Consider the following 20,148-nt stretch of genomic DNA (forward strand, 5'->3'; position numbering starts at 1 on the left):
GGTCCGGATACGGCGAGCCGAGCGGCACCGCGTCGTCGGTGCCGATCGAGCGCAGCGTCGACAGCACGAGCCGGCTCACGTCGACCGACGACGAGATCGCGATCGGCTTCGACGGCCGCAACTCGCGCACCGGCGCATGCCCCTCGTCGTTCCGCAGGTTCACGAAATAGCCCGACTGCGGCCGGCTTTCCAGCAGCCCGCGGCTCTCCAGCAACAGGTACGCATGCAGCACCGTCGTGATGCTGATCCGGTGCTGCTGGCTCGCCTGCCGCACCGACGGCACGCGATCGCCGTGTCGATATACGCGTTGCCGGATGAGTCTCTCTACGTCGTTCGCAAATTTCTCGTAGAGTTTCATCCGCCTCGCCCCGCCAGCGGTAAGCCGGCCCGGGACGCGCGGGCATCCCGGCCGCGCGCGCGGCGATGCGGGCCGGATCCGTTACCGAAATTGAAGGCGGTTAGCAATGCGAATCCCATCGAGACAAGGATCGGCATGCTACTGCGTCGTTTCGACGAATGTAAGTGACAGTTTGACGGTGAAACCTCAAATCCGGCCGGCGTGGTGAACAGATTCGAACGTCGCGGCGCGGCCCCGTGCGCTCACGCGTTATCCACGTTGTCCGCGTAGTGGTCGATCGCGACCTTGCATTCGTCGAACACCACCGTCAGGCATGCGGCGTCGTTCGACTCGACCCACTTGCGGATCTGCAGGAACTGGCCGGTGCCGAGATCGGCGACGCGGGCCGGATCGGCGGTCGTCACGTCGACGGTCGCGATCGCGCGATTGCCGGGCAGCGGCGACAGCGTCGCCGCGATGTCGAAGCGACGGTACGATCGATCGATACGCATGCGGTGCTCCCTCGGCAAGTGGACAATGGCGCGCTCAATCGAGCGCCTGGCGGAACACCTTGCCGCCGAATCCCGTCACGACGTTGTCGACCGAGAACGGCGTGGCCTCCTTCGCCTCGACGACAACCGCGACGCTGCCGGGCGCGAGCCGCGCGGCCACGGCCTCGACGAACCGGCCGTCGAGCAGCGCGTTGCCGGCCGCGTCCGCGAGAACGCCGACGCCCGCGCCGGCCGCCATGCCGGTGACCACGCCGAGCGGCCCCGCGAGGATCCCGAGCAGGCCGCCCGCGATCGCACCGATCACGCCGCCCTTGAACACCCGCGACTCGGCGGCGAGCACCGCGAGTTTGCCGGCCGCATCCTTTTCGACGACGACGCCGTTCTCGATGTCGAATCCCTCATGCTTCTCCGACAGCGACTCGAAATCCGCCACGGCGCGATGGGCCGCGTCGACGCTGCCGAACACCGCGACGATCAGTTGCTTGCTCATGCGACACCTCTCTCGTATGGATCGACATGCACGGCCGCGTCGCGCGGCGCGCCGGCAACCCGGTTTCGATTCAGACGCCCGCTGCCGCTTCGCGCGCGCGGGCCGCATCGACATAGGCTTGCGCGGCCGCCCGCTGCAGCGCGACGACGCGCGGTGCAGCGGCGCGCGACGAATCCGCGTCACGTGCGTCACGGGCATGCCCGTACGCATCCGACGATGCGTGCTGCAGTTCGATCGCGTGTTTCGTTTCAACGGAATGCGTGCGCATCCGGCACCCTCCTGGCAAGAAACGGCATGTACGGCGACACGCATGCCGTTCGTTGGTCATCCGCGCACATGCGCGTCCTCCTGGACATCGTCGACATCGGCCGGAAAGCGATGCTGGCCGAAACTGAGAATCAGCACGCCCACCGCGAGCAGCACGATCCCGAACGTCGTCATCAGCATCCGCTCGGGGCTGTCGGTCGCGCCGCGCAGGATCAGGTCGCGCGCGAGCGACGTCATCGCGATGAACAGCGGAAACCGCACGGGCAGCCGGCCGAGCCGCAGGTAGCGCACGTTCATCGCGAGCACTTCGAGATACAGGAACATCAGCAGCAGGTCGGTCAGCGACACCTCGCCCGCCTGCACCACCTTCCAGGCCTCCTGCGTCATCGCGAACGCGGTCGCGAGGCCGATCACGATCAGCCCGGCCAGTTCGGCCGCATGCAGGAAGTGACCGAAGCGGCGGCGGATGCGCTCGCCCGGCGAACAGGAAACGGTGGACGTATTCAAGGTGACAGTCGGTGTGAGGATGCGTGAGCGGCGCCGGGCGGCGGAAAATCGGTGCAGGGCGCGACGTCGTGCACGGCATCGCGTGCATCCGGCGCGTGCGGGCCGGCCGCGCCGGTCGCCTGCTCGACCGCGGACAGCGTCCGGCGGCAGCACACGTGGAACGCGACGCCCGCATCGGTGCACGCAACGTCGTCGCGCCCGCAGCGCAGCAGCAGGCGGCAGCCGAGATAAGCTTCGAGGCAACCGATCCGGCCGCGCACCTGCGCTTCGCCCAGCTTCAGCTCGAGCGCCGCGCCGGACAGGCCGCCGTGCTCGACCACCGCGACATAGACACGCATCGCTTCCAGCAGGTTCATGATGACGCTCCTCGTCGGCGGGCACGGCGGAGCCTAATCTACTGCACGCGGCACGCACGCTCAAGAGCACAGCGCCGCACGCCGCAGGAGTACAGCCGCGCCGGCGCCGCCCGAAATCCGGCCCCGTTTGACGCATTCGGATGACAGATCGACGATACGTGTTCCAAAGACCCGCCGAAGCTGCTAGATTGCTTGCTCGACGACGTTACGCGGCGCGGGCAGGTCGCGCGCCGTGCGGCCGGCCGCCACTGCCGCGGCCCGTTGCGCGATGCCGCGCAACGTCCTTCATCCGCATGTCACAAAGAGAACAGTCGCATGACACCATTGAACCGTTCGCGTTCGCGCGCCGCGGCCCGCCCGCCCCGGCATGACTGACCGGCAGCCCGCGATGCAGACATCTCCCCCGCTCTCCCAGGCCGTTCACAGCCCGATCACGCGCAGCGCGATCTTTCTCGTGGCGACGATCAATCCCGGCGCCGATCACGCCGACACGATCCGTTCGTGGTGCGGCGACATCGCCGCGCTCGTGCGCTCGGTCGGCAAGCGCGTGCCGGCCGGCAACCTCTCGTGCGTATGCGGCTTCGGCGCGGACGCATGGGATGCGCTGTTCGGCGCCCCGCGCCCCGCATCGCTGCACCCGTTCCGCGAATTCGGCGCGGGGCAGCGCGTCGCGGTCGCGACGCCGGGCGACATCCTGCTGCACATCCGCGCGGAAGCGATGGACCTGTGCTTCGAACTCGCGACGCAACTGCTCGGCGCGCTCGGCGACGCCGTCACGGTCGTCGACGAGGTGCACGGCTTCCGCAATTTCGACCAGCGCGCGATGATCGGCTTCGTCGACGGCACCGAGAACCCGGAAGGCCGCGAGGCGGTCGACTTCACGGTGATCGGCGAGGAAGACGCGGCATTCACGGGCGGCAGCTACGTGATCGTGCAGAAGTACCTGCACGACATGCCCGGCTGGAACGCGCTCGCGGTCGAGACGCAGGAGCGCATCATCGGCCGCACCAAGCTGTCCGACATCGAGCTCGCGCCGGACGTGAAGCCGTCGTGCTCGCACAGCTCGCTGACCACGCTCGACGAAGGCGGCCAGGAAGTGAAGATCCTGCGCGACAACATGCCGTTCGGGCGCCCGGGCGCCGGCGAATTCGGCACCTATTTCATCGGCTATGCGCGCTCGCCCGCGCCGATCGAGCAGATGCTCGAGAACATGTTCGTCGGCCGCCCGCCCGGCAACTACGACCGCCTGCTCGACTACAGCCGCGCCGTCACCGGCTCGCTGTTCTTCGTGCCGTCGGCCGACCTGCTCGAGGCGCTCGCCGATCGCGCGGCGCCGGCCGCCGACGCGGCGCAGCCCGACGCCTCGCCGGCCGCGCCGCATCGCGACGGCTCGCTGAAGATCGGCTCGCTGAAAGGCATCCCGTCGTAATCCGGCGGGCACGCGGCAACCCGGCGCGCAGCCACGCGCCGGGTGTGTCCGGAGCGGCCGCCAGTCGCCCGATGCGAGCGCTCCCGCCAAACGGGCGTGCAACCCTGCGCCGGGCAGCACCGCCGGGCGCAGGCCGGTCAGGGCGCCGCTCCGTCCGCGCGAATCAGCCAACGAGGATACAAAGCCGGTTCTTCGGCAGCGCACCGCCCGGTCCGTTGCTGCAAGCCAGCAGCGTTTCATGGGTCCGCGGATGCGCGATGCCGCCGCGGAAGATCTCGATGGCCTTGCGCTCGAGACGATCGACGGCATTCCCGACGAGGTTGTGCGCTTCCGGATAGATCGGGCACATCCACTTGCAATCGGGCTTGCCGGCCCGGTGTGCAGCCAGCCGGGCGGTCAGGTCGCGGGTGACGCCGATATGGAACTTGCGGTACGCCGGTTTCGCGGCGAACGCATCCGACACCTGCCGCAAATGCCCGATGACGGCCTCGTGACTGACGACGCCCGTCTTCGGCATGTATGTGTCTTCGGACGAGACGAGTTGCCATGCCATGGATGACCTCCACGCGTCGTGAGCCTTCGATAGACTGCGTCTATCCATGATTCGCCCGCCGAGGAACGCGGCCGGACGAATGTTCACAACAATGCGCGACTGGCGATGGCCCGTCGACCGGACAGGGCTACGGACATCGCATCGATCGCGACCCGCGCCGGACCGGCGCCAACGCGCGTCGATCGCGGATGCCGGGCCGCGCGTCCTGCCCGGTCGCACCGGCGCCGCATCATGCATCGCGGCGCACCGCCCGCCCGGCACACGCGTTGCATGACAGTTGCGGCACCGCAAGGTGTCGTTTCCATCTGTGCCTCAGCGATGTCCATCGCGCCTGCTACTATGTATTTTCGCCCGCGATCGGCGCGCCTGGCGTCAGGCGCGGCGCGTCAGCCGATCGGCCAACCATGAAGCGTTTTCACCGACCACCTACGTGAGCCAGCCCAAGTCCATGAATAACCTGCATCGCGAACTCGCCCCGATCTCCGCCTCCGCCTGGGAACAAATCGAGGAGGAAGTGGCACGCACCTTCAAACGATCGGTGGCCGGCCGCCGTGTCGTCGACGTCGACGGCCCCGAAGGCCCCGAGTTGTCGGCCGTCGGCACCGGGCACCTGCTGGACGTCGCCGCGCCGACCGAGCACGTGAATGCGCGGTTGCGGGAAGTCCGCACGATTGTCGAGCTGACGGTGCCGTTCGAGTTGAGCCGCGATGCGATCGACAGCGTCGAGCGCGGTGCGCGCGACGCCGACTGGCAACCGGCGAAGGAAGCCGCGCAGCGGCTCGCGTTCGCCGAGGACAACGCGATTTTCGACGGCTATCGCGCGGCCGGCATCGTCGGCATCCGCGAAGGCACGTCGAACCGCAAGCTCACGCTGCCGGCGGACGTCGGCGCGTATCCCGATGCGATCAGCGACGCGCTCGAGGCGCTGCGGCTCGCGGGCGTCGACGGCCCGTACTCGGTGGTGCTCGGCTCGGACGCCTATACGGCGCTGAGCGAGGCGCGCGACCAGGGCTATCCGGTCCTCGGCCACATCAAGCGGATCGTCAGCGGCGAGATCATCTGGGCGCCGGCGCTCAGCGGCGGCTGCGTGCTGTCCACGCGCGGCGGCGATTACGAACTGCATCTCGGAGAAGACGTATCGATCGGCTACACGAGCCATACCGACCGGGCCGTCCGCCTGTACCTGCGCGAAACGTTCACGTTCCTGATGCTGACGAGCGAGGCATCGGTGGCCGTCGCGCCGCAGGGCACATCGGCGGCCTGAGCGCGGTTGCCCGCGCGCGATGCCCGCCCGGCACCGCGCGCAACCGGCCGCACCGCCGGCCGCATGTTCGTCGCCGATCGAACCCATTCTGCATGGAGTGTGTGATGAGCGATACGAATGAGGCATTGCAGGCGCTGCAAGCGTCGGTCGACACGCTGAAGAAAGCGGTCGACGCGAACGCGGGCAGCCAGGCCGGCGACACCGCCGTGCTGTTCACCGTCCTGTCGCTGGTCCTGGCCGAACTGCCGCCCGACACGCGCAACCTGATCGAGGATTCGTTCTCCGTGTGGGCCAACGGCCTGCCAAATCCGGCGCTGTCGGCCGACGTGAAGCAGATCGCCCGCCAACGGCTCGCGATGACGCTCCCGGCGTAACCGCCGCTCGCCGCGGTCACGCCGGATCCGGTGCGGATCGTGCAACCCGCCCTCTCCTTCGACCACCGTGCACGCACCGGCTGCGGCGCGTGCACGGCCGGACCTGAGCGCCCGGCATACGCCGCGGGCGCCCGCGCCCGCATGGCGGCACGTCCGTCGCCTATCTCCCTCCGCACCGGCCATCCGCCGGCAACCGGCGCCCTGCGCGCCGGTGTCGCACCGCCCGCCGCCCGCATCGCGCGCCTCCCCGCTTCCCGCCGCCGCACGCTGCGCGCGCCGCACATGCCCGCGCCACCGCGTCCGCTCGCATCTGTACTCCCCGTCATTCGGGCGCGCGCCCGCGCCGGAGTGCAATTCGCGGCCGGCCCGGCGCGGAACTGTGTCTTGGATGGCCCGCGTCGATTCGCTATTTTGAACGCAGTCGCAGCGATGTCGCGGGCAGCTCGCGGCACGCCGGCCCGCCGCCCCGGCCACGACCTTGCACCACGCCGGCGCGCGATGCGCGACCGCACGGATGCGGCCCGTGCGCCGCCGCGCCGCGCGTCGTGCATGCGCGGTCCGGGCGCGCGAGCGCCGCACCGCATCGGGACGTCCCCTTCGACCCACCCTCACAGTCAGGAGCCAGACCACCATGCCCGCACTTTGCGATATCTGCCATGCCCGGCCTGCCGTCGCGCGCGCAACCGTGATGCAGGACGGCGAGCGCAAGACGATCTCGATCTGCGATTACCATTTCCGTCAACTGATGCGGCATCAGAGCATGCTGAATCCGTTCGATTCGCTGCTGGGGGGTGGCGGCCCGTCGTCGCTGTTCGGCGGGCTCGGCGACGAATCGCCGCTCGCCGCCGAGATTCCTCGCGAATCGGTCGACCCGACCGACGCGTTCAGCGAACAGACGCTGGAACTGCTGCAGCGCGCGGCCGAAAAGGCGCACGAATTGCACCGCAGCGAACTCGATTCCGAACACCTGCTCTACGCGCTCGCCGACACCGACGTGTGCGCGGCGCTGCTGAAGGAACTGAAGCTGTCTCCGCAGGACATCCGGTCGTATATCGACGCGCATGCGCACACCGGCACGGCCGACCCCGACGCGCCGCTCGACAAGCTGTCGATCTCGCCGCGCGTGAAGAAGGCCGTGCAGTACGCGTTCCAGGCGTCGCGCGATCTCGGCCACTCCTATATCGGCCCCGAGCACCTGCTGATCGGGCTCGCGTCGGTGCCGGACAGCGTCGCCGGCACGCTGCTGAAGAAATACGGCGTGACGCCCGAGGCGCTGCGCCAGAAGGTCGTGAAGGTGGTCGGCAAAGGCGCCGAGGACGGCCGCGTGGATGCGCCGACCGGCACCCCGAACCTCGACAAGTTCGGCCGCGACCTCACCGCGATCGCGCGCCAGGGCAAGCTCGACCCGGTGCTCGGTCGCGCGCAGGAAATCGAGAGCACGATCGAGGTGCTCGCGCGCCGCAAGAAGAACAACCCGGTGCTGATCGGCGAGCCGGGCGTCGGCAAGACGGCGATCGTCGAGGGGCTCGCGCAGCGGATCGTCAACGGCGACGTGCCCGAGGTGCTGCGCGACAAGCGGCTCGTCGAGGTCAACATCAACTCGATGGTGGCCGGCGCGAAGTATCGCGGCGAATTCGAGGAGCGCGCGAAGCAGCTGATCGACGAGGTGACGGCGAAGCAGGACGAACTGATCCTGTTCATCGACGAGCTGCACACGATCGTCGGCGCGGGCCAGGGCGGCGGCGAAGGCGGCCTGGACATCGCCAACGTGCTGAAGCCCGCGCTCGCGCGCGGCGAGCTGAGCCTGATCGGCGCGACCACGCTCAACGAATACCAGAAGTACATCGAGAAGGACGCCGCGCTCGAGCGGCGCTTCCAGCCCGTGTTCGTGCCGGAGCCGAGCGTCGAGCAGACCATCGTGATCCTGCGCGGGCTGCGCGACAGCCTCGAGGCGCATCACCAGGTGACGTTCGCCGACGACGCATTCGTCGCGGCCGCCGAATTCGCCGACCGCTACATCACGTCGCGCTTCCTGCCCGACAAGGCGATCGACCTGATCGACCAGGCCGCCGCGCGCGTGCGGATCGGCGCGACGTCGCGCCCGGTCGACATCCAGGAAGGCGAGGCGCAGATCGCGCAACTGAAGCGCGAACAGGACTACGCGACCTCGCGCAAGCGCTTCGACGAAGCGAAGCAGTTCGAGGAGCAGATCAACGCGAAGCAGAAGTCGGTCGACGAGATGATGGAGGCGTGGCAGCGCAAGACGGGCTCGGAAACGCTCGAGGTGACCGTCGAATCGGTGGCCGAGGTCGTGTCGCGGCTGACCGGCATTCCCGTGTCCGAACTCACGCAGGAAGAACGCCAGAAGCTGCTGCAGATGGAAGAACAGCTGCGCGAGCGCGTGGTCGGCCAGAGCGACGCGGTGGTCGCGGTCAGCGACGCGGTGCGGCTGTCGCGCGCGGGGCTCGGCCAGACCCACCGGCCGATCGCGACGTTCCTGTTCCTCGGGCCGACCGGCGTCGGCAAGACCGAGCTCGCGAAGGCGCTGGCCGAGACCGTGTTCGGCGACGAGCAGGCGATCATCCGCATCGACATGTCCGAGTACATGGAGCGGCACGCGGTCGCGCGGCTGATCGGCGCGCCGCCGGGCTACGTCGGCTACGACGAAGGCGGCCAGCTCACCGAGCGCGTGCGGCGCCGCCCGTACAGCGTGATCCTGCTCGACGAGATCGAGAAGGCGCATCCGGACGTCTACAACGTGCTGCTGCAGGTGTTCGACGACGGCCGCCTGACCGACGGCAAGGGCCGCGTGGTCGACTTCAGCAACACGATCATCATCGCGACGAGCAACCTCGGCGCCGCGATCATCATGGACAACCTCACGCAGCCGGAAGCCGCGCGCAAGACCGACAAGGCGATCCGCGAGGAACTGATGCAGGTGCTGAAGGGCCATTTCCGTCCCGAGTTCCTGAACCGGATCGACGAGGTGATCGTCTTCCACGCGCTGTCGAAGGAGAACATCCGCGCGATCGTGAAGATCCAGCTCGACCGCGTGGTGCGCACGGCCGCCGCGCAGGACATCGCGCTCACGATGGGCGACGCGCTCGTCGAGCACCTGACCGAGGCCGGCTACCAGCCCGAGTTCGGCGCGCGCGAGCTGAAGCGCCAGATCCGCCAGACCATCGAGACCCGGCTCGCGAAGGAGATCCTCGCCGACCGGCTGAAGTCGGGCGACCGGTGCGAGATCGACTACGACAAGGCCGGCGACGACGTGACGTTCAACACGCTCGCCGCGCCCGACGCGAAGGAAACCCGGGAAGCGAAGCAGGACGCCGACGGCAAGCGCAAGCCGAACGGCAAGGCGGCCGGCGCAGCCGGCGACGCGAAGGCGGACGACGTGCCCGCCGCCGCGCCGCCCGCCGCGAAGCCGTCCGGCAAGAAATCGTCGGGCGCGAAGAAAGACGCGCACTGACGCCCGCATGCCCCGTTCTGCGGGGCGTGCACGACCGGCTCCGCCCACCGGGCGGAGCCGCCCCACGCCGCGATACGGCACAAACCGAGCCGCCCGCGACGGGCCAGGCTGATGGAGAATCACATGACAAATCGACGCGAAGTGCCAGGCATCAGGAAGTACGACGGGCCCGCCGGCGGTTGGGGCGCGCTTCGCGCGACAGCCGACGCGGTGCGCACGCAGATGGAAACCATCGAGGCGCCGATCGTGCTGATGCGGACCAACCAGCCGGACGGCTTCGACTGCCCCGGCTGCGCATGGCCCGACAAGGAACACAAGTCGACGTTCCAGTTCTGCGAGAACGGCGCGAAGGCCGTCACGTGGGAAGCGACGACCAAGCGCGTGACGCCCGAGTTCTTCGCGGCGAACACCGTGTCGTCGCTGCTGCGCATGTCGGACTACGAGCTGGAGAACATGGGCCGGCTCACGCATCCGCTCGTCTACGATCGCGCCACCGACACGTTCCGCGCGATCGAGTGGGACGCCGCATTCGCGCGCATCGGCGAGGTGCTGCGCGCGCTGCCGCCCGAACAGGTCGAGTTCTACACGTCGGGGCGCGCCTCGAACGAAGCCGCGTACCTGTACCAGCTGTTCGCGCGCGAGCTCGGCACCAACAACTTCCCCGACTGCTCGAACATGTGCCACGAGCCGACCAGCGTCGGCCTGCCGCAGTCGATCGGCATCGGCAAGGGCACCGTGTCGCTGGACGATTTCGAGCACTGCGAACTGATCATCTCGATCGGCCACAACCCCGGCACCAACCACCCGCGGATGATGGGCACGCTGCACGAGTGCTCGCGGCGCAACGTGCCGATCATCGTGTTCAACCCGCTGCGCGAGCGCGCGCTCGAACGCTTCGCGGATCCGCAGGACATGATCGAGATGGCGTCGTTCGGCTCGACGCGCATCGCGTCGACGTACTACCAGGTCGACGCGGGCGGCGACGCCGCCGCGCTGAAGGGCATCATGAAGGCGCTGCTGCAGCTCGAGGCCGAGCGCGGCGACGTGCTCGACCGCGATTTCATCGCGCAGCACACCAACGGCTTCGACACGTTCTCGGCGGACCTGGAAGCGACGTCGTGGAACGACATCGAGCGCGCGAGCGGCCTGAGCCAGGCGCAGCTCGAACAGGTCGCGCTCGCGTACGCGAAGTCGAACGCGACCATCGTGACCTACGGGATGGGGGTCACGCAGCACAACAAGGGCACGGCCACCGTGCGCCTGATCGCCGACCTGCTGCTGATGCGCGGCAACATCGGCAAGCCCGGCGCCGGCGTGTGCCCGCTGCGCGGCCATTCGAACGTGCAGGGCAACCGCACGGTCGGCATCACCGAGAAGCCGTCGGCCGAGTTCCTGAAGAAGATCGAGGACGTGTGCGGCTTCACGCCGCCCGCGCATCACGGTCACGACGCCGTGCAGGCGATGCAGGCGATGATCGACGGCACCGCGAAGGCGCTGCTGTGCCTCGGCGGCAACTTCGCGGTCGCGCTGCCCGATCCCGAGCTGTCGTTCCCCGCGATGGAGAAACTCGACCTGAGCGTGCATCTCGGCACGAAGCTGAACCGCTCGCACCTGCTGGTCGGCAAGGAAACCTTCATCCTGCCCGTGCTCGGCCGCACCGAGCTCGACATGCAGGCAAGCGGCCGGCAGTCGATCACCGTCGAGGATTCGATGTCGATGGTCCACGCGTCGGCCGGCAAGCTCAAGCCGGCGTCCGACCAGTTGCGCTCGGAGCCCGCGATCGTCGCGGGGATCGCACATGCGACGCTGCCGGGCAGCAAGGTCGCGTGGCTCGACCTGGTCGACGACTACGACCGCATTCGCGACCTGATCGATCGCACGGTCGCCGGCTTCGAGGCGTTCAACGAGCGCATCCGCACGCCGGGCGGCTTCCGCCTGCCGCTGCCGCCCACCGAGCGCGTGTGGCCCACGGCGACCGGCAAGGCGATGTTCTCGGTGTACAAGGGCGTGAAGGAAGACGCCGACGTGCTCGGCGGCGAGCAGGTGCTGCGCCTGATCACGCTGCGCAGCCACGACCAGTACAACACGACGATCTACGGGCTCGACGACCGCTACCGCGGCGTGTTCGGGCGGCGCGACGTGCTGTTCATGAACGCCGCCGATCTCGCGAAGTACGGGCTCGAGCACGGCGACCTCGTCGACATCGAGACGATCTCCGCATCCGGACGGAAGCTGCGTCTCGAGAAGATCACCGCGATCGAGTACGACATCGCGCCGGGATCGGTCGGCGCGTATTACCCGGAAGCGAACGTGCTGGTGCCGCTCGACTACATCGACAAGGAAAGCGGCACGCCGTCGTACAAGTCGGTGCCGGTGCGCGTCGCGCGCTCGGCAGTGGTCTGATCCGGCGGGCGCGCGGGCGCGGCGCAATGCGCGCCGCGCCCGCCGCCGGCTGACGACGCCGCACCGCGTGCGGCCCGGCCGCGTTCGCACGCGACGCGGCCGGCCGCGCGTCATTGCACGTCATTGCGCCTGACGCACGCCGTCGGACCGCCCCCCCTTGCCGAGCAGCAGAACGACCAGCAGCGCCGTCGCGGCCGCCGCAGCCGCCAGCACGAACAGCTGAAACCCGAACGCACTCTCGTACGCGCGCAGCAGCGCGGCGCGCGCCGTCTCGGGCACGCCGGCCATCGCGTTCCGCAGATCGCTCATCGCGAGCCGGTTCGCCACCTCGACGAGACGGCCGCCGGGCGCGAGCCCCGCCACGCCGTCGCGGGCGGACGTCGCCAGCGCCGCGCCGATCCGCGCCGACAGCATCACGCTCACCGCCGCGAGCGCCAGCCCGTCTCCCGCCAGGCGCACCGCGTTGAAGATGCCGGCCGCCATCCCGGCCCGCTCCTTCGGCACCACGCTCACCGCGAGCCCGTCCATCAGCCCCCAGGGCAGGCCGATCCCCGCGCCGATCACCAGCATCGCGAACAGCCGCCCGTCGTGGGCGCCGTCATGCACGCTGACGCCGAGCCACGCGAGGCCCGCCGCCGCAATGACGAGCCCGATCCCGGACAGCACGCCGACGTTGATCCAGCGCGCGAGCTGCCCCGCCAGGAACGGCACCACCAGCAGCGGCGCGGACAGCGCAATCATCATCCGGCCGGCCTCCAGCGCGCCGTGGCCCTCCACGCCGATGAAGCGCGCCGGCAGCACGATGAGCAGGACGACGTAGGTATAGGCCGGCGCCACCGCCAGCACCTGCACGCCCACGAAGCGCACGTTCGCGAACAGCGACAGGTCGAGCAGCGGCTTGTCCCGCCGCCGTTCGACGAGCACGAATACGCCCAGCAGCACGGCGGCGCCCGCGAGCGCCGACAGCACCGACGCATGGCCCCAGCCCTTCTCGGGCACGAGCACGATGCCGTAGGTGAACACCGCGAGGCCGGCCGTGAAACTGAGCGCGCCGGGCCAGTCCAGGCCGGTGGCGGCCGGATCGCGCGATTCGCTCGCGTACAGCGCGACCATCACCGACACCAGCGCGGCGATCGCCGCCGGCAGCAGGAATACCCAGTGCCAGCCCGCGCTGTCGATCAGCACGCCCGCCAGGAACGGCCCGAACGCCGCGCCCGCGCCGAAGGTCGTGCCGATCAGGCTGAACACGCGCGTGCGGGCATGGCCGTCGAACGCCTGCGTCAGCGCCGCCATCGCGCCGGCGAACGCGGCCGCGGCCCCCAGCCCCTGGATCAGCCGCAGGATGTCGAGCCACAGCACCGACGGCATGAACGGAATCGCCGCCGTGACCAGCGCGAACACGAGCATGCCGCCCAGCCAGGTCCGCTTGCGTCCGTAGGTGTCCGCCAGGCTTCCCGCGGCCGGCGTCGCGCTGCCGTAGGTGACGAGGTATGCGTTGATGATCCAGGTCAGCTCGGCCGTGCTGCCGCCCAGCGCGTGATTGATCGACGGAACGGCGACCGCGGGGCCGGCGATGCTCAGCGGAATGACCGCCGCCGTCAGGCAGCCGGTCAGGATCAACGGCACGCGGCGGGCGGCGACATGCGTCGTGGCGGCCGGAGTGGCCGGGGTGGTCGTGGTCGTCATCGGACGGCTCCTGCAAGTCACGGGGACCATCCGCGCCCGCCCGGCATCGAGAATCGCGCGGCGGCGGTTGCATGATGGCGCTGGCGATTGATTCTAGCGAGGAACCATTCGACGATAATCAGCGGGAAATTCAGGACTAAGATGACGGATCTGTCATGAATCGAGGTATCGAATGGACAGCATCAACGGCATGACGGTCTTCGTGCAGGTGGCCGACGCGCGCAGCTTCGCGACGGCCGGGCGCCAGCTCGGCATCTCGGCGTCGGCGGTCAGCAAGGCCATCGCCCGGCTGGAAGAAAAGCTCGGCGTCCGGCTGTTCCAGCGCAGCACCCGAAGCGTCAGCGTGACGGCGGAAGGCGCGCTGTTCCTCGATCGCTGCCGCCGGATCCTCGCCGAGGTCGCCGCCGCGGAGAACGAACTGGCCAGCACCCGCGCCAGCCCGCAAGGACGCCTGCGCGTCAGCCTGCCGCTCGTCAGCGGACTGATGCTGCCCGTGCTGTCGGCCTTCGCCGAACGCCATCCGCGGATCGAACTCGACCTGGATTTCAGCGACCGCCTGGTGGACGTGGTCGACGAGGGTTTCGACGCGGTGGTGCGGACCGGCGAGCTGAGCGATTCCCGGCTGATGAGCCGGCGCCTGGGCGCGAGCCGCTTCCTGTGCGTCGGCTCGCCCGCGTATTTCCGGCGGCATGCGCCCCCCGACGCGCCGGAGCAGCTCGCGCAGCATGCCTGCCTGCTGCACCGCTTCCCCACCACCGGCCTGCTGGAGAAGTGGCCGTTGCGCCGGCAGCCCGGCGACCCCGGCTTCCTGCCGCCGGCCAGCATGACGAGCAATCACGTCGAGACCCTGCTGCACATGGCCGTCGACGGTCACGGCATCGCGTGCCTGCCGGATTTCGCGGTGCAGCGCGCCGTCGACGACGGCACGCTGGCGACGGTGCTCGACGCCTGGACGAACGCATCGAGCACGTTCTGGGTGTTGTGGCCGTCCAGTCGCCAGTTGCTGCCCAGGGTGCGGGCCTTCGTCGACTTCATGGCCGGGCACCTGTTTCCGGCGACGCCGTGATCGCGGCGAACGTCGGGCGGGGGGCGACCGGGACGCGGCGTCGGCGGCGGTCGGTGCGATCCGGCCGCCTACGGCGGCAGTGCGCGCAGTCGCGCCGATGCCCACCGCGCAGCCACCTGACCGGACGCCGCGCTCGATCGCATCGACGGCCTGCCCGTTTCGCCGCGAACGTGGGGACGCCCGGCACGGAAAGCCGGCCCGCGACCCGCGGCACGCGCCGTCACGACCGTGACGCCGGCGCCAGGTCCCCCGCGCCGGCGTGCACGCCGTTCAGCGCGCCGCCGTCGGCGGCATCGTCGCGCCCGCCTGCCGGCGCCGGTACGCGCTGTCGCGCGTCGCGAGCCAGTAGTACAGCGGCGACGTGAGCGCGAGCCCCACGAGCCACGACAGGTCCGCGCCGCCGAGATGCGCGGGAATCGGGCCCGCGTACATCGGCGTGTTCATGAACGGAATCTGCACGAGGATGCCGATCGCATACGCGAGCAGCGCCTGCGGATTGAAGCGGCCGTAGATCCCGCCGTCGGCCATGAAGATCGACTTGATGTCGTACTTGCCCTTGTGGATCACGTAGAAGTCGATCAGGTTGATCGCCGTCCACGGCACCAGCACGACCAGCAGCGCCAGCACGAGATCGACGAGGTTGCCGACGAAGTTCGTCGACGCGCCGATCGCCGCGTAGCAGCACGCGACGAAGATCACGACCGACACCGCGGCGCGCGCCTTCGCGGTCGGAATCCACTTGTACGCGAAGGTCTGCACCGACGTGATCACCGCCAGCACCGCGCCGTACAGGTTCAGCGCGTTGTGGCTGATCACGCTCAGCAGGAACAGCACGAGCATCAGCGGGCCGAGCGGGCCCGTCGCCTGCTTGACCGCGTCCATCGTGTCCACGCCGGCCGGCACCGCGAGCACCGCGACCGCGCCGAAGATGAACGCGAGCGTCGAGCCGATCGTGCAGCCGAGATAGGTCGCCCAGAACGTCGACGCCACGCCGACGTTTTCCGGCAGATAGCGCGAATAGTCCGACACGTACGGCGCGAACGCGATCTGCCACAACGCCGACAGCGACACCGTCGCGAGCCAGCCCGCGAAGTCGAAGCCGCCGCGCGTCAGGAAATCGTCGGTCGTCACGTGCGCGAGGATCATCCAGAAGCCGACCAGGATCCCGATGCCGAGCACCCACGTGCCGATGCGGTTCAGGATGTGGATGAAGCGGTAGCCGACGATGCCGATCAGCCCCGAGCCCACCGCGCCGATCACGATGCCGACGGGCACCGGCACCGACGACGCGATGCCGTGCACCGACTTGCCGGCGAGCACGATGTTCGACGCGAAGAAGCCGACGTACATCACCGCCGCGATCACCGTGACGAGCAGCGCGCCCCACGAGCCGAACTGCGCGCGGCTCTGGATCATCTGCGGAATGCCCATCTGCGGCCCCTGCGCCGAATGCAGCGCCATCAGCACGCCGCCGACCGCCTGGCCGACGACGATCGCGACGATGCCCCACATCAGGTTCAGGTGGAACATCTGCACGCCGAGCGCGCCGGTCACGATCGGCAGCGGCGCGATGTTGCCGCCGAACCAGAGCGTGAACAGGTCGCGCACCTTGCCGTGGCGCTCCGCGGGCGGCACGTAGCCGATCGTGTGCTTCTCTATCATCGGGGACGCGTTGCGGTCCACGTTCGTCATGGTGATGTCTCCTGTCCTGCGCGGCGATGCGCGCGTGCCGTGTCGGCCGGCGCGCGTCGGGGTGCGCGCCGGCAATCGGGTCCGGATACGCGATCGACGCCCCGCCGCGCGCCTGCGCGGCGGTGTCGAACGAAGCGGACGATGCGCTTGACGGGAACGGATGCCATGTCCCGCCGGCGCGTGCGCGGCCGCTTCGCGATCGTTGCGATCGTCGTGATCCAGGTTGGAGACGATGGTGCGCCACGTGCATCGGGGCCGGAAAATACTAAAAATATTTCCGGGACATACGAAAAAGCTCTGCAGCCGACATTCCGGCACCGCGGGTCTTTCGGGTAAGGTGCCAGGGTCCGTTTCCATAGGGAAACGGACCCTGACCATGGACAGATTGCGCCCGCGGCGGCACGCCGGGGCCATGCATCAGAGGTGCGTGTGGCTCACTACACTTTGCGGCAACTGAAATATTTCGTGACGACGGTGGAATCCGGCAGCGTCGCCGAGGCATCGCGCCAGCTCTTCATCGCGCAGCCGTCGATCTCCAGCGCGATCAAGGGGCTGGAGGAAAGCTTCGGCGTGAAGCTGTTCATTCGCCATCACGCGCAGGGCGTGTCGCTGACGCCGGGCGGCACGCGCTTCTACCGCAAAGCGCAGGAGTTGCTGCGCATCGCGCACGAATTCGAACAGAACGCGCTCGCCGACAACGACGTGATCACCGGGCAGATCGACATCGGCTGCTTCGAGACGGTCGCGCCGCTTTATCTGCCGCAACTGATCGCGGGTTTTCGCGAGCGCTACCCGGGCGTGAACATCCGGCTGCGCGACGGCGACCAGCAGGAACTCGTGCAGGGCCTGACGTCCGGCACGTTCGATCTCGCGCTCATGTACGACCACGATCTCGACGGCACGATCGAGACCGAGCCGCTGATGCCGCCGCAGCAGCCGTACGTGCTGCTGCCGGAGAACCACCGGTTCGCGGGCCAGGCGCACGTGTCGTTGCGCGACCTCTGCGTCGAGCCGATGATCCTGCTCGACGTGCAGCCGAGCCGCACCTATTTCGTCAGCCTGTTTCACGAACTCGGGCTGACGCCGAACATCGTGTTCGGGTCGCCTTCGATCGAGATGGTGCGCGGGATGGTCGGTCAGGGGTTCGGCTTTTCGCTGCTCGTGACGCGCCCGCATTCCGACTACACGTACGACGGCCAGCGGGTCGTGACGATCGGCCTCAGCGAAACGGTGAGCCCGTCGGGACTCGTGAGCGCGCGCCTGAAGCGCGGTCAACTCACGAAGCAGGCGCAGTCGTTCGTCGATTTCTGCCGCGAACGGCTCGCGCAAATCGTCGCGGAAACGGCGCGATAAGAAGCGGAAACACGCACGCACCGCGGGAGGCAGTGCGTGCGTGTCGGCGGCGACGGTTTCAGGCAGCCGACGAAAGATGCGCGGCCAGCCGGCCCAGCATCGCGTCGCAGCCGTGAAGCTGGTCGAGCGTGACGAACTCGTCGGGCTTGTGCCCCTGGTCCATGCTGCCGGGCCCGCACACCACGGCCGGAATGCCGGCCTGCCCGAACAGCCCGCCCTCGGTGCCGAACGACACCGTCCCGAACGCATCGGAGCCGCTCAGCATCGCGAGCAGGCGTGCGGCCTCGCTGTCCGGCGCGGTCGCGAGCCCCGGATACGCGCCCAGCGGCTGCAGCCGGATGTCGGTATCGGGCCCTACCGCACGCATGCCGGGCAACAGTTCGGATTCCGCATAATCTTGCAGCGTTCTCGGCACGTCGTGCGCATCGAAATCCGGCAGCGCACGCACCTCGAAGTCGAACTCGCATTCGGCCGGCACGATGTTCAGCGCGCGGCCGCCCTTGATCAGCCCCGTCTGCACGGTCGAGAACGGCGGATCGAAACGGCCGTCGTGCCGTTCGGGCCGCGCGAGCGCCGCGCCGATCTCGCCGAGCCGGCCGATCAGCTTCGCCGCATAGTCGATCGCGTTGACGCCCGACGGCGCGTACGCCGAATGGCACGCGGCCCCCTTCACGTGGCAGCGCATCGCGAGCTTGCCCTTGTGACCGAGCACCGGCTTCAGTTCGGTCGGCTCGCCGATCAGGCACAGGCGCGGCCGGTGCTCGCGCGCGGCCAGTGCGTCCAGCATCGGCCGCACGCCGAGACAGCCGACCTCCTCGTCGTACGAGAACGCGAGATGCACGGGCATGCCAAGCGGCCGTGCGACGAACGCCGGCACGGCCGCGAGCACCGACGCGATGAAGCCCTTCATGTCGGCCGTGCCGCGGCCGTACAGGCGGCCGTCGCGCTCGGTCAGCCGGAACGGCTCGACCGTCCACGCCTGCCCGTCGACCGGCACCACGTCGGTATGGCCCGACAGCGCGACGCCGCCGCGATCGCGCGGCCCGATCGTCGCGTAGAGGCTCGCCTTGGTGCGCTCCGCGTTGTGGAAGAGTTCGCTCTCGACGCCGAAGCCCGCGAGATAGTCGCGGATGAAACCGATCATCTCGAGATTCGAATCGCGGCTGACCGTCGCAAACCCGATCAGCCGTTCGAGCAACGCGCGGCTCGACGTGTCATTCATCGCCCGGCACTCCGTAGCTCGGCGCGGCGGTCGGATTCAGCGCGCGTGTCTGGTAGTCCTGCATCTGCGGCCGATACGCACGCCACAGTGCATCGAGCTGCCCGACCGGATCGGCATCGGCCCAGTCGACGCGCAGGTCGACGATCGGCCAGGTCACGTCGCCGGCCACCTTCAGCGCGGCCGAATGCACCGGCCCCGCCTCGCCGCCGGCCGCCATCGCCGCATGCATCGCGGCCAGCAGCCGATCGGCGAGCAGGCCGGGCGCCTGCTCGAACGTGCGCACCATCGCGTCGATCACGTCCGGCGCGGCCAGCAGGTTGCCGGCCGCCACGCACTGTTCGCCGCGCACCGCGCGATGCGTGCCGAGCGCTTCCTTGCCGGTGAAGCACGCCGTCTGCCCCTGCCCGTCGATCACCGTGACCTGCCGGTACTGGCTCCAGCCGTTCGCGCTGAGCGCGCGGTCGAGCGCCGCGGCCGGCCCGAGCTGCTCGTGCTCGATCAGGTCGAGGATCTGCGGGCCGAGCGCCGGCAGCGTGATGTTCTGCGTCGCGACGGCGCCCACGCCCGCGCGCACCCACGGGCAGCGGGCGCCCACCGCGATGCTCGACGAGCTGATCGCGATGCCGAGCTGGCCTGTTTCCGGGCAACGCCCGGCGATCGAGAAAGTCATGTCGCCTCCTGCGCGCGGTTCGGCTGCCAGTTGTCCGGGATCACCGCGATCACGTCGATCTCCATCAACCACTGCGGCTGGCCGAGCGCGGATACGACGAGCCCCGTCGAGATCGGATACACGCCCTTCAGCCACTTGCCGACTTCCTGGTACACCGGCTCTCGATAACGCGGGTCGATCAGGTAGGTCGTCGTCTTCACGATGTGCGTGAGGTCGCTGCCGGCTTCCTCCAGCAACTGTTCGACGTTCTTCATCGCCTGCTCGGCCTGCGCGCGCGGATCGCCGAGGCCGATCAGGCGGCCGTCGAAATCGGTGCCGACCTGGCCGCGCACGTAGACGGTGTTGCCGGCCCGCACGGCCTGGCACAGGTCGTTGTCGAGCGTCTGGTTCGGGTAGGTATCCTTCGTGTTGAACATGCGGATACGGGTATGGGTGGGTTGGCTCATCGAAATCCTTCAGTCGTCAATGGTCACGCCGCCGCACCGGACGCGAACG

General features: G+C 69.1%; 19 protein-coding genes. 7 read left to right on the top strand and 12 right to left on the bottom strand.

Annotated elements, in window-relative coordinates:
* From GQ57_RS35450 to GQ57_RS35475, 6 genes are all read right to left on the bottom strand, one after another.
* Nucleotides 1-358: GntR family transcriptional regulator (locus tag GQ57_RS35450; protein WP_152603439.1), on the bottom strand; the 358-nt coding region annotated here is incomplete at its 3' end.
* A 242-nt stretch (nt 359-600) separates the two neighbouring features.
* Nucleotides 601-849 (bottom strand): hypothetical protein, encoded by a 249-nt coding sequence (locus GQ57_RS35455; protein WP_031401160.1) that lies wholly within the window; start codon nt 847-849, stop codon nt 601-603.
* Between the two features lie 34 nt (nt 850-883).
* The gene (locus tag GQ57_RS35460; protein ID WP_034200340.1) at nt 884-1,339 is read right to left on the bottom strand and encodes a DUF1269 domain-containing protein; all 456 of its coding nucleotides are present in this window, start codon (nt 1,337-1,339) and stop codon (nt 884-886) included.
* A 70-nt stretch (nt 1,340-1,409) separates the two neighbouring features.
* Nucleotides 1,410-1,607, bottom strand: a complete 198-nt coding sequence (locus tag GQ57_RS35465; protein ID WP_034200341.1) for a hypothetical protein — start codon at nt 1,605-1,607, stop codon at nt 1,410-1,412.
* Between the two features lie 56 nt (nt 1,608-1,663).
* A complete protein-coding gene (locus GQ57_RS35470; RefSeq protein ID WP_034200353.1) occupies nt 1,664-2,113 on the bottom strand; it encodes a phosphate-starvation-inducible protein PsiE in 450 nt (149 codons plus the stop codon).
* A complete protein-coding gene (locus GQ57_RS35475; protein WP_152601842.1) occupies nt 2,110-2,469 on the bottom strand; it encodes a LysR family transcriptional regulator in 360 nt (119 codons plus the stop codon). Before GQ57_RS35475 ends, GQ57_RS35470 begins: the two co-directional genes overlap by 4 nt.
* 367 nt (nt 2,470-2,836) lie before the next feature.
* Here GQ57_RS35475 and GQ57_RS35480 point away from each other — a divergent pair, with 367 nt between their 5' ends.
* Nucleotides 2,837-3,898, top strand: a complete 1,062-nt coding sequence (locus tag GQ57_RS35480; protein WP_034200342.1) for a Dyp-type peroxidase — start codon at nt 2,837-2,839, stop codon at nt 3,896-3,898.
* Nucleotides 3,899-4,061: 163 nt separating this feature from the next.
* On the opposite strand, the gene GQ57_RS35485 is transcribed toward GQ57_RS35480, so the two are convergent.
* Entirely contained in the window at nt 4,062-4,538 is a 477-nt protein-coding gene (locus GQ57_RS35485; protein WP_235215187.1) for a GIY-YIG nuclease family protein, read from the bottom strand.
* Between the two features lie 361 nt (nt 4,539-4,899).
* Here GQ57_RS35485 and GQ57_RS35490 point away from each other — a divergent pair, with 361 nt between their 5' ends.
* The 4 genes from GQ57_RS35490 (at nt 4,900) to GQ57_RS35505 (ending at nt 11,964) form a co-directional block, all read left to right on the top strand.
* The gene (locus GQ57_RS35490; RefSeq protein ID WP_031401155.1) at nt 4,900-5,715 is read left to right on the top strand and encodes a family 1 encapsulin nanocompartment shell protein; all 816 of its coding nucleotides are present in this window, start codon (nt 4,900-4,902) and stop codon (nt 5,713-5,715) included.
* A 104-nt stretch (nt 5,716-5,819) separates the two neighbouring features.
* Nucleotides 5,820-6,089, top strand: a complete 270-nt coding sequence (locus GQ57_RS35495) for a hypothetical protein (protein ID WP_031401154.1) — start codon at nt 5,820-5,822, stop codon at nt 6,087-6,089.
* Between the two features lie 631 nt (nt 6,090-6,720).
* Nucleotides 6,721-9,561 (top strand): ATP-dependent Clp protease ATP-binding subunit, encoded by a 2,841-nt coding sequence (locus GQ57_RS35500; RefSeq protein ID WP_031401153.1) that lies wholly within the window; start codon nt 6,721-6,723, stop codon nt 9,559-9,561.
* Between the two features lie 123 nt (nt 9,562-9,684).
* Entirely contained in the window at nt 9,685-11,964 is a 2,280-nt protein-coding gene (locus GQ57_RS35505) for an FdhF/YdeP family oxidoreductase (protein WP_031401152.1), read from the top strand.
* 120 nt (nt 11,965-12,084) lie between these two features.
* On the opposite strand, the gene GQ57_RS35510 is transcribed toward GQ57_RS35505, so the two are convergent.
* Nucleotides 12,085-13,650 (bottom strand): MFS transporter, encoded by a 1,566-nt coding sequence (locus GQ57_RS35510; protein WP_081896856.1) that lies wholly within the window; start codon nt 13,648-13,650, stop codon nt 12,085-12,087.
* A 172-nt stretch (nt 13,651-13,822) separates the two neighbouring features.
* Between GQ57_RS35510 and GQ57_RS35515 the strand changes: the two genes are divergently transcribed.
* On the top strand, nt 13,823-14,716 hold the full coding sequence (locus GQ57_RS35515; protein WP_034200344.1) for a LysR family transcriptional regulator: 894 nt from the start codon (nt 13,823-13,825) through the stop codon (nt 14,714-14,716).
* 270 nt (nt 14,717-14,986) lie between these two features.
* Here GQ57_RS35515 and GQ57_RS35520 read toward each other — a convergent pair whose 3' ends face one another.
* Nucleotides 14,987-16,408, bottom strand: coding sequence for a purine-cytosine permease family protein (locus GQ57_RS35520; protein WP_031401149.1), 1,422 nt, complete (start codon nt 16,406-16,408; stop codon nt 14,987-14,989).
* Nucleotides 16,409-16,837: 429 nt separating this feature from the next.
* Between GQ57_RS35520 and GQ57_RS35525 the strand changes: the two genes are divergently transcribed.
* On the top strand, nt 16,838-17,761 hold the full coding sequence (locus GQ57_RS35525; protein WP_034200345.1) for a LysR substrate-binding domain-containing protein: 924 nt from the start codon (nt 16,838-16,840) through the stop codon (nt 17,759-17,761).
* 58 nt (nt 17,762-17,819) lie between these two features.
* Here GQ57_RS35525 and argE read toward each other — a convergent pair whose 3' ends face one another.
* Genes argE through GQ57_RS35540 form a run of 3 tightly spaced genes read right to left on the bottom strand, consistent with a single transcriptional unit; the run spans nt 17,820 to nt 20,099 of the window.
* Nucleotides 17,820-18,983, bottom strand: coding sequence for an acetylornithine deacetylase (gene argE, locus GQ57_RS35530; protein ID WP_034200346.1), 1,164 nt, complete (start codon nt 18,981-18,983; stop codon nt 17,820-17,822).
* Nucleotides 18,976-19,653, bottom strand: a complete 678-nt coding sequence (locus GQ57_RS35535) for a DUF1028 domain-containing protein (protein WP_034200347.1) — start codon at nt 19,651-19,653, stop codon at nt 18,976-18,978. The genes argE and GQ57_RS35535 overlap by 8 nt, the downstream gene beginning before the upstream one ends.
* On the bottom strand, nt 19,650-20,099 hold the full coding sequence (locus GQ57_RS35540) for a RidA family protein (RefSeq protein WP_034200348.1): 450 nt from the start codon (nt 20,097-20,099) through the stop codon (nt 19,650-19,652). Before GQ57_RS35540 ends, GQ57_RS35535 begins: the two co-directional genes overlap by 4 nt.
* Nucleotides 20,100-20,148: the final 49 nt, after the last annotated feature.

The sequence above is a fragment of the Burkholderia sp. MSh2 genome, assembly GCF_000731655.1.
In the GTDB taxonomy this organism is placed as follows: domain Bacteria; phylum Pseudomonadota; class Gammaproteobacteria; order Burkholderiales; family Burkholderiaceae; genus Burkholderia; species Burkholderia paludis.

Coding starts and splice junctions, on each gene's coding strand:
- GQ57_RS35455 (WP_031401160.1), bottom strand. CDS start 849: ATGCGTATCGATCGATCGTACCGTCGCTTCGACATCGCGGCGACGCTG.
- GQ57_RS35460 (WP_034200340.1), bottom strand. CDS start 1,339: ATGAGCAAGCAACTGATCGTCGCGGTGTTCGGCAGCGTCGACGCGGCC.
- GQ57_RS35505 (WP_031401152.1), top strand. CDS start 9,685: ATGACAAATCGACGCGAAGTGCCAGGCATCAGGAAGTACGACGGGCCC.
- GQ57_RS35475 (WP_152601842.1), bottom strand. CDS start 2,469: ATGAACCTGCTGGAAGCGATGCGTGTCTATGTCGCGGTGGTCGAGCAC.
- GQ57_RS35480 (WP_034200342.1), top strand. CDS start 2,837: ATGACTGACCGGCAGCCCGCGATGCAGACATCTCCCCCGCTCTCCCAG.
- GQ57_RS35500 (WP_031401153.1), top strand. CDS start 6,721: ATGCCCGCACTTTGCGATATCTGCCATGCCCGGCCTGCCGTCGCGCGC.
- GQ57_RS35490 (WP_031401155.1), top strand. CDS start 4,900: ATGAATAACCTGCATCGCGAACTCGCCCCGATCTCCGCCTCCGCCTGG.
- GQ57_RS35465 (WP_034200341.1), bottom strand. CDS start 1,607: ATGCGCACGCATTCCGTTGAAACGAAACACGCGATCGAACTGCAGCAC.
- GQ57_RS35495 (WP_031401154.1), top strand. CDS start 5,820: ATGAGCGATACGAATGAGGCATTGCAGGCGCTGCAAGCGTCGGTCGAC.
- GQ57_RS35520 (WP_031401149.1), bottom strand. CDS start 16,408: ATGACGAACGTGGACCGCAACGCGTCCCCGATGATAGAGAAGCACACG.
- GQ57_RS35510 (WP_081896856.1), bottom strand. CDS start 13,650: ATGACGACCACGACCACCCCGGCCACTCCGGCCGCCACGACGCATGTC.
- GQ57_RS35540 (WP_034200348.1), bottom strand. CDS start 20,099: ATGAGCCAACCCACCCATACCCGTATCCGCATGTTCAACACGAAGGAT.
- GQ57_RS35515 (WP_034200344.1), top strand. CDS start 13,823: ATGGACAGCATCAACGGCATGACGGTCTTCGTGCAGGTGGCCGACGCG.
- argE (WP_034200346.1), bottom strand. CDS start 18,983: ATGAATGACACGTCGAGCCGCGCGTTGCTCGAACGGCTGATCGGGTTT.
- GQ57_RS35535 (WP_034200347.1), bottom strand. CDS start 19,653: ATGACTTTCTCGATCGCCGGGCGTTGCCCGGAAACAGGCCAGCTCGGC.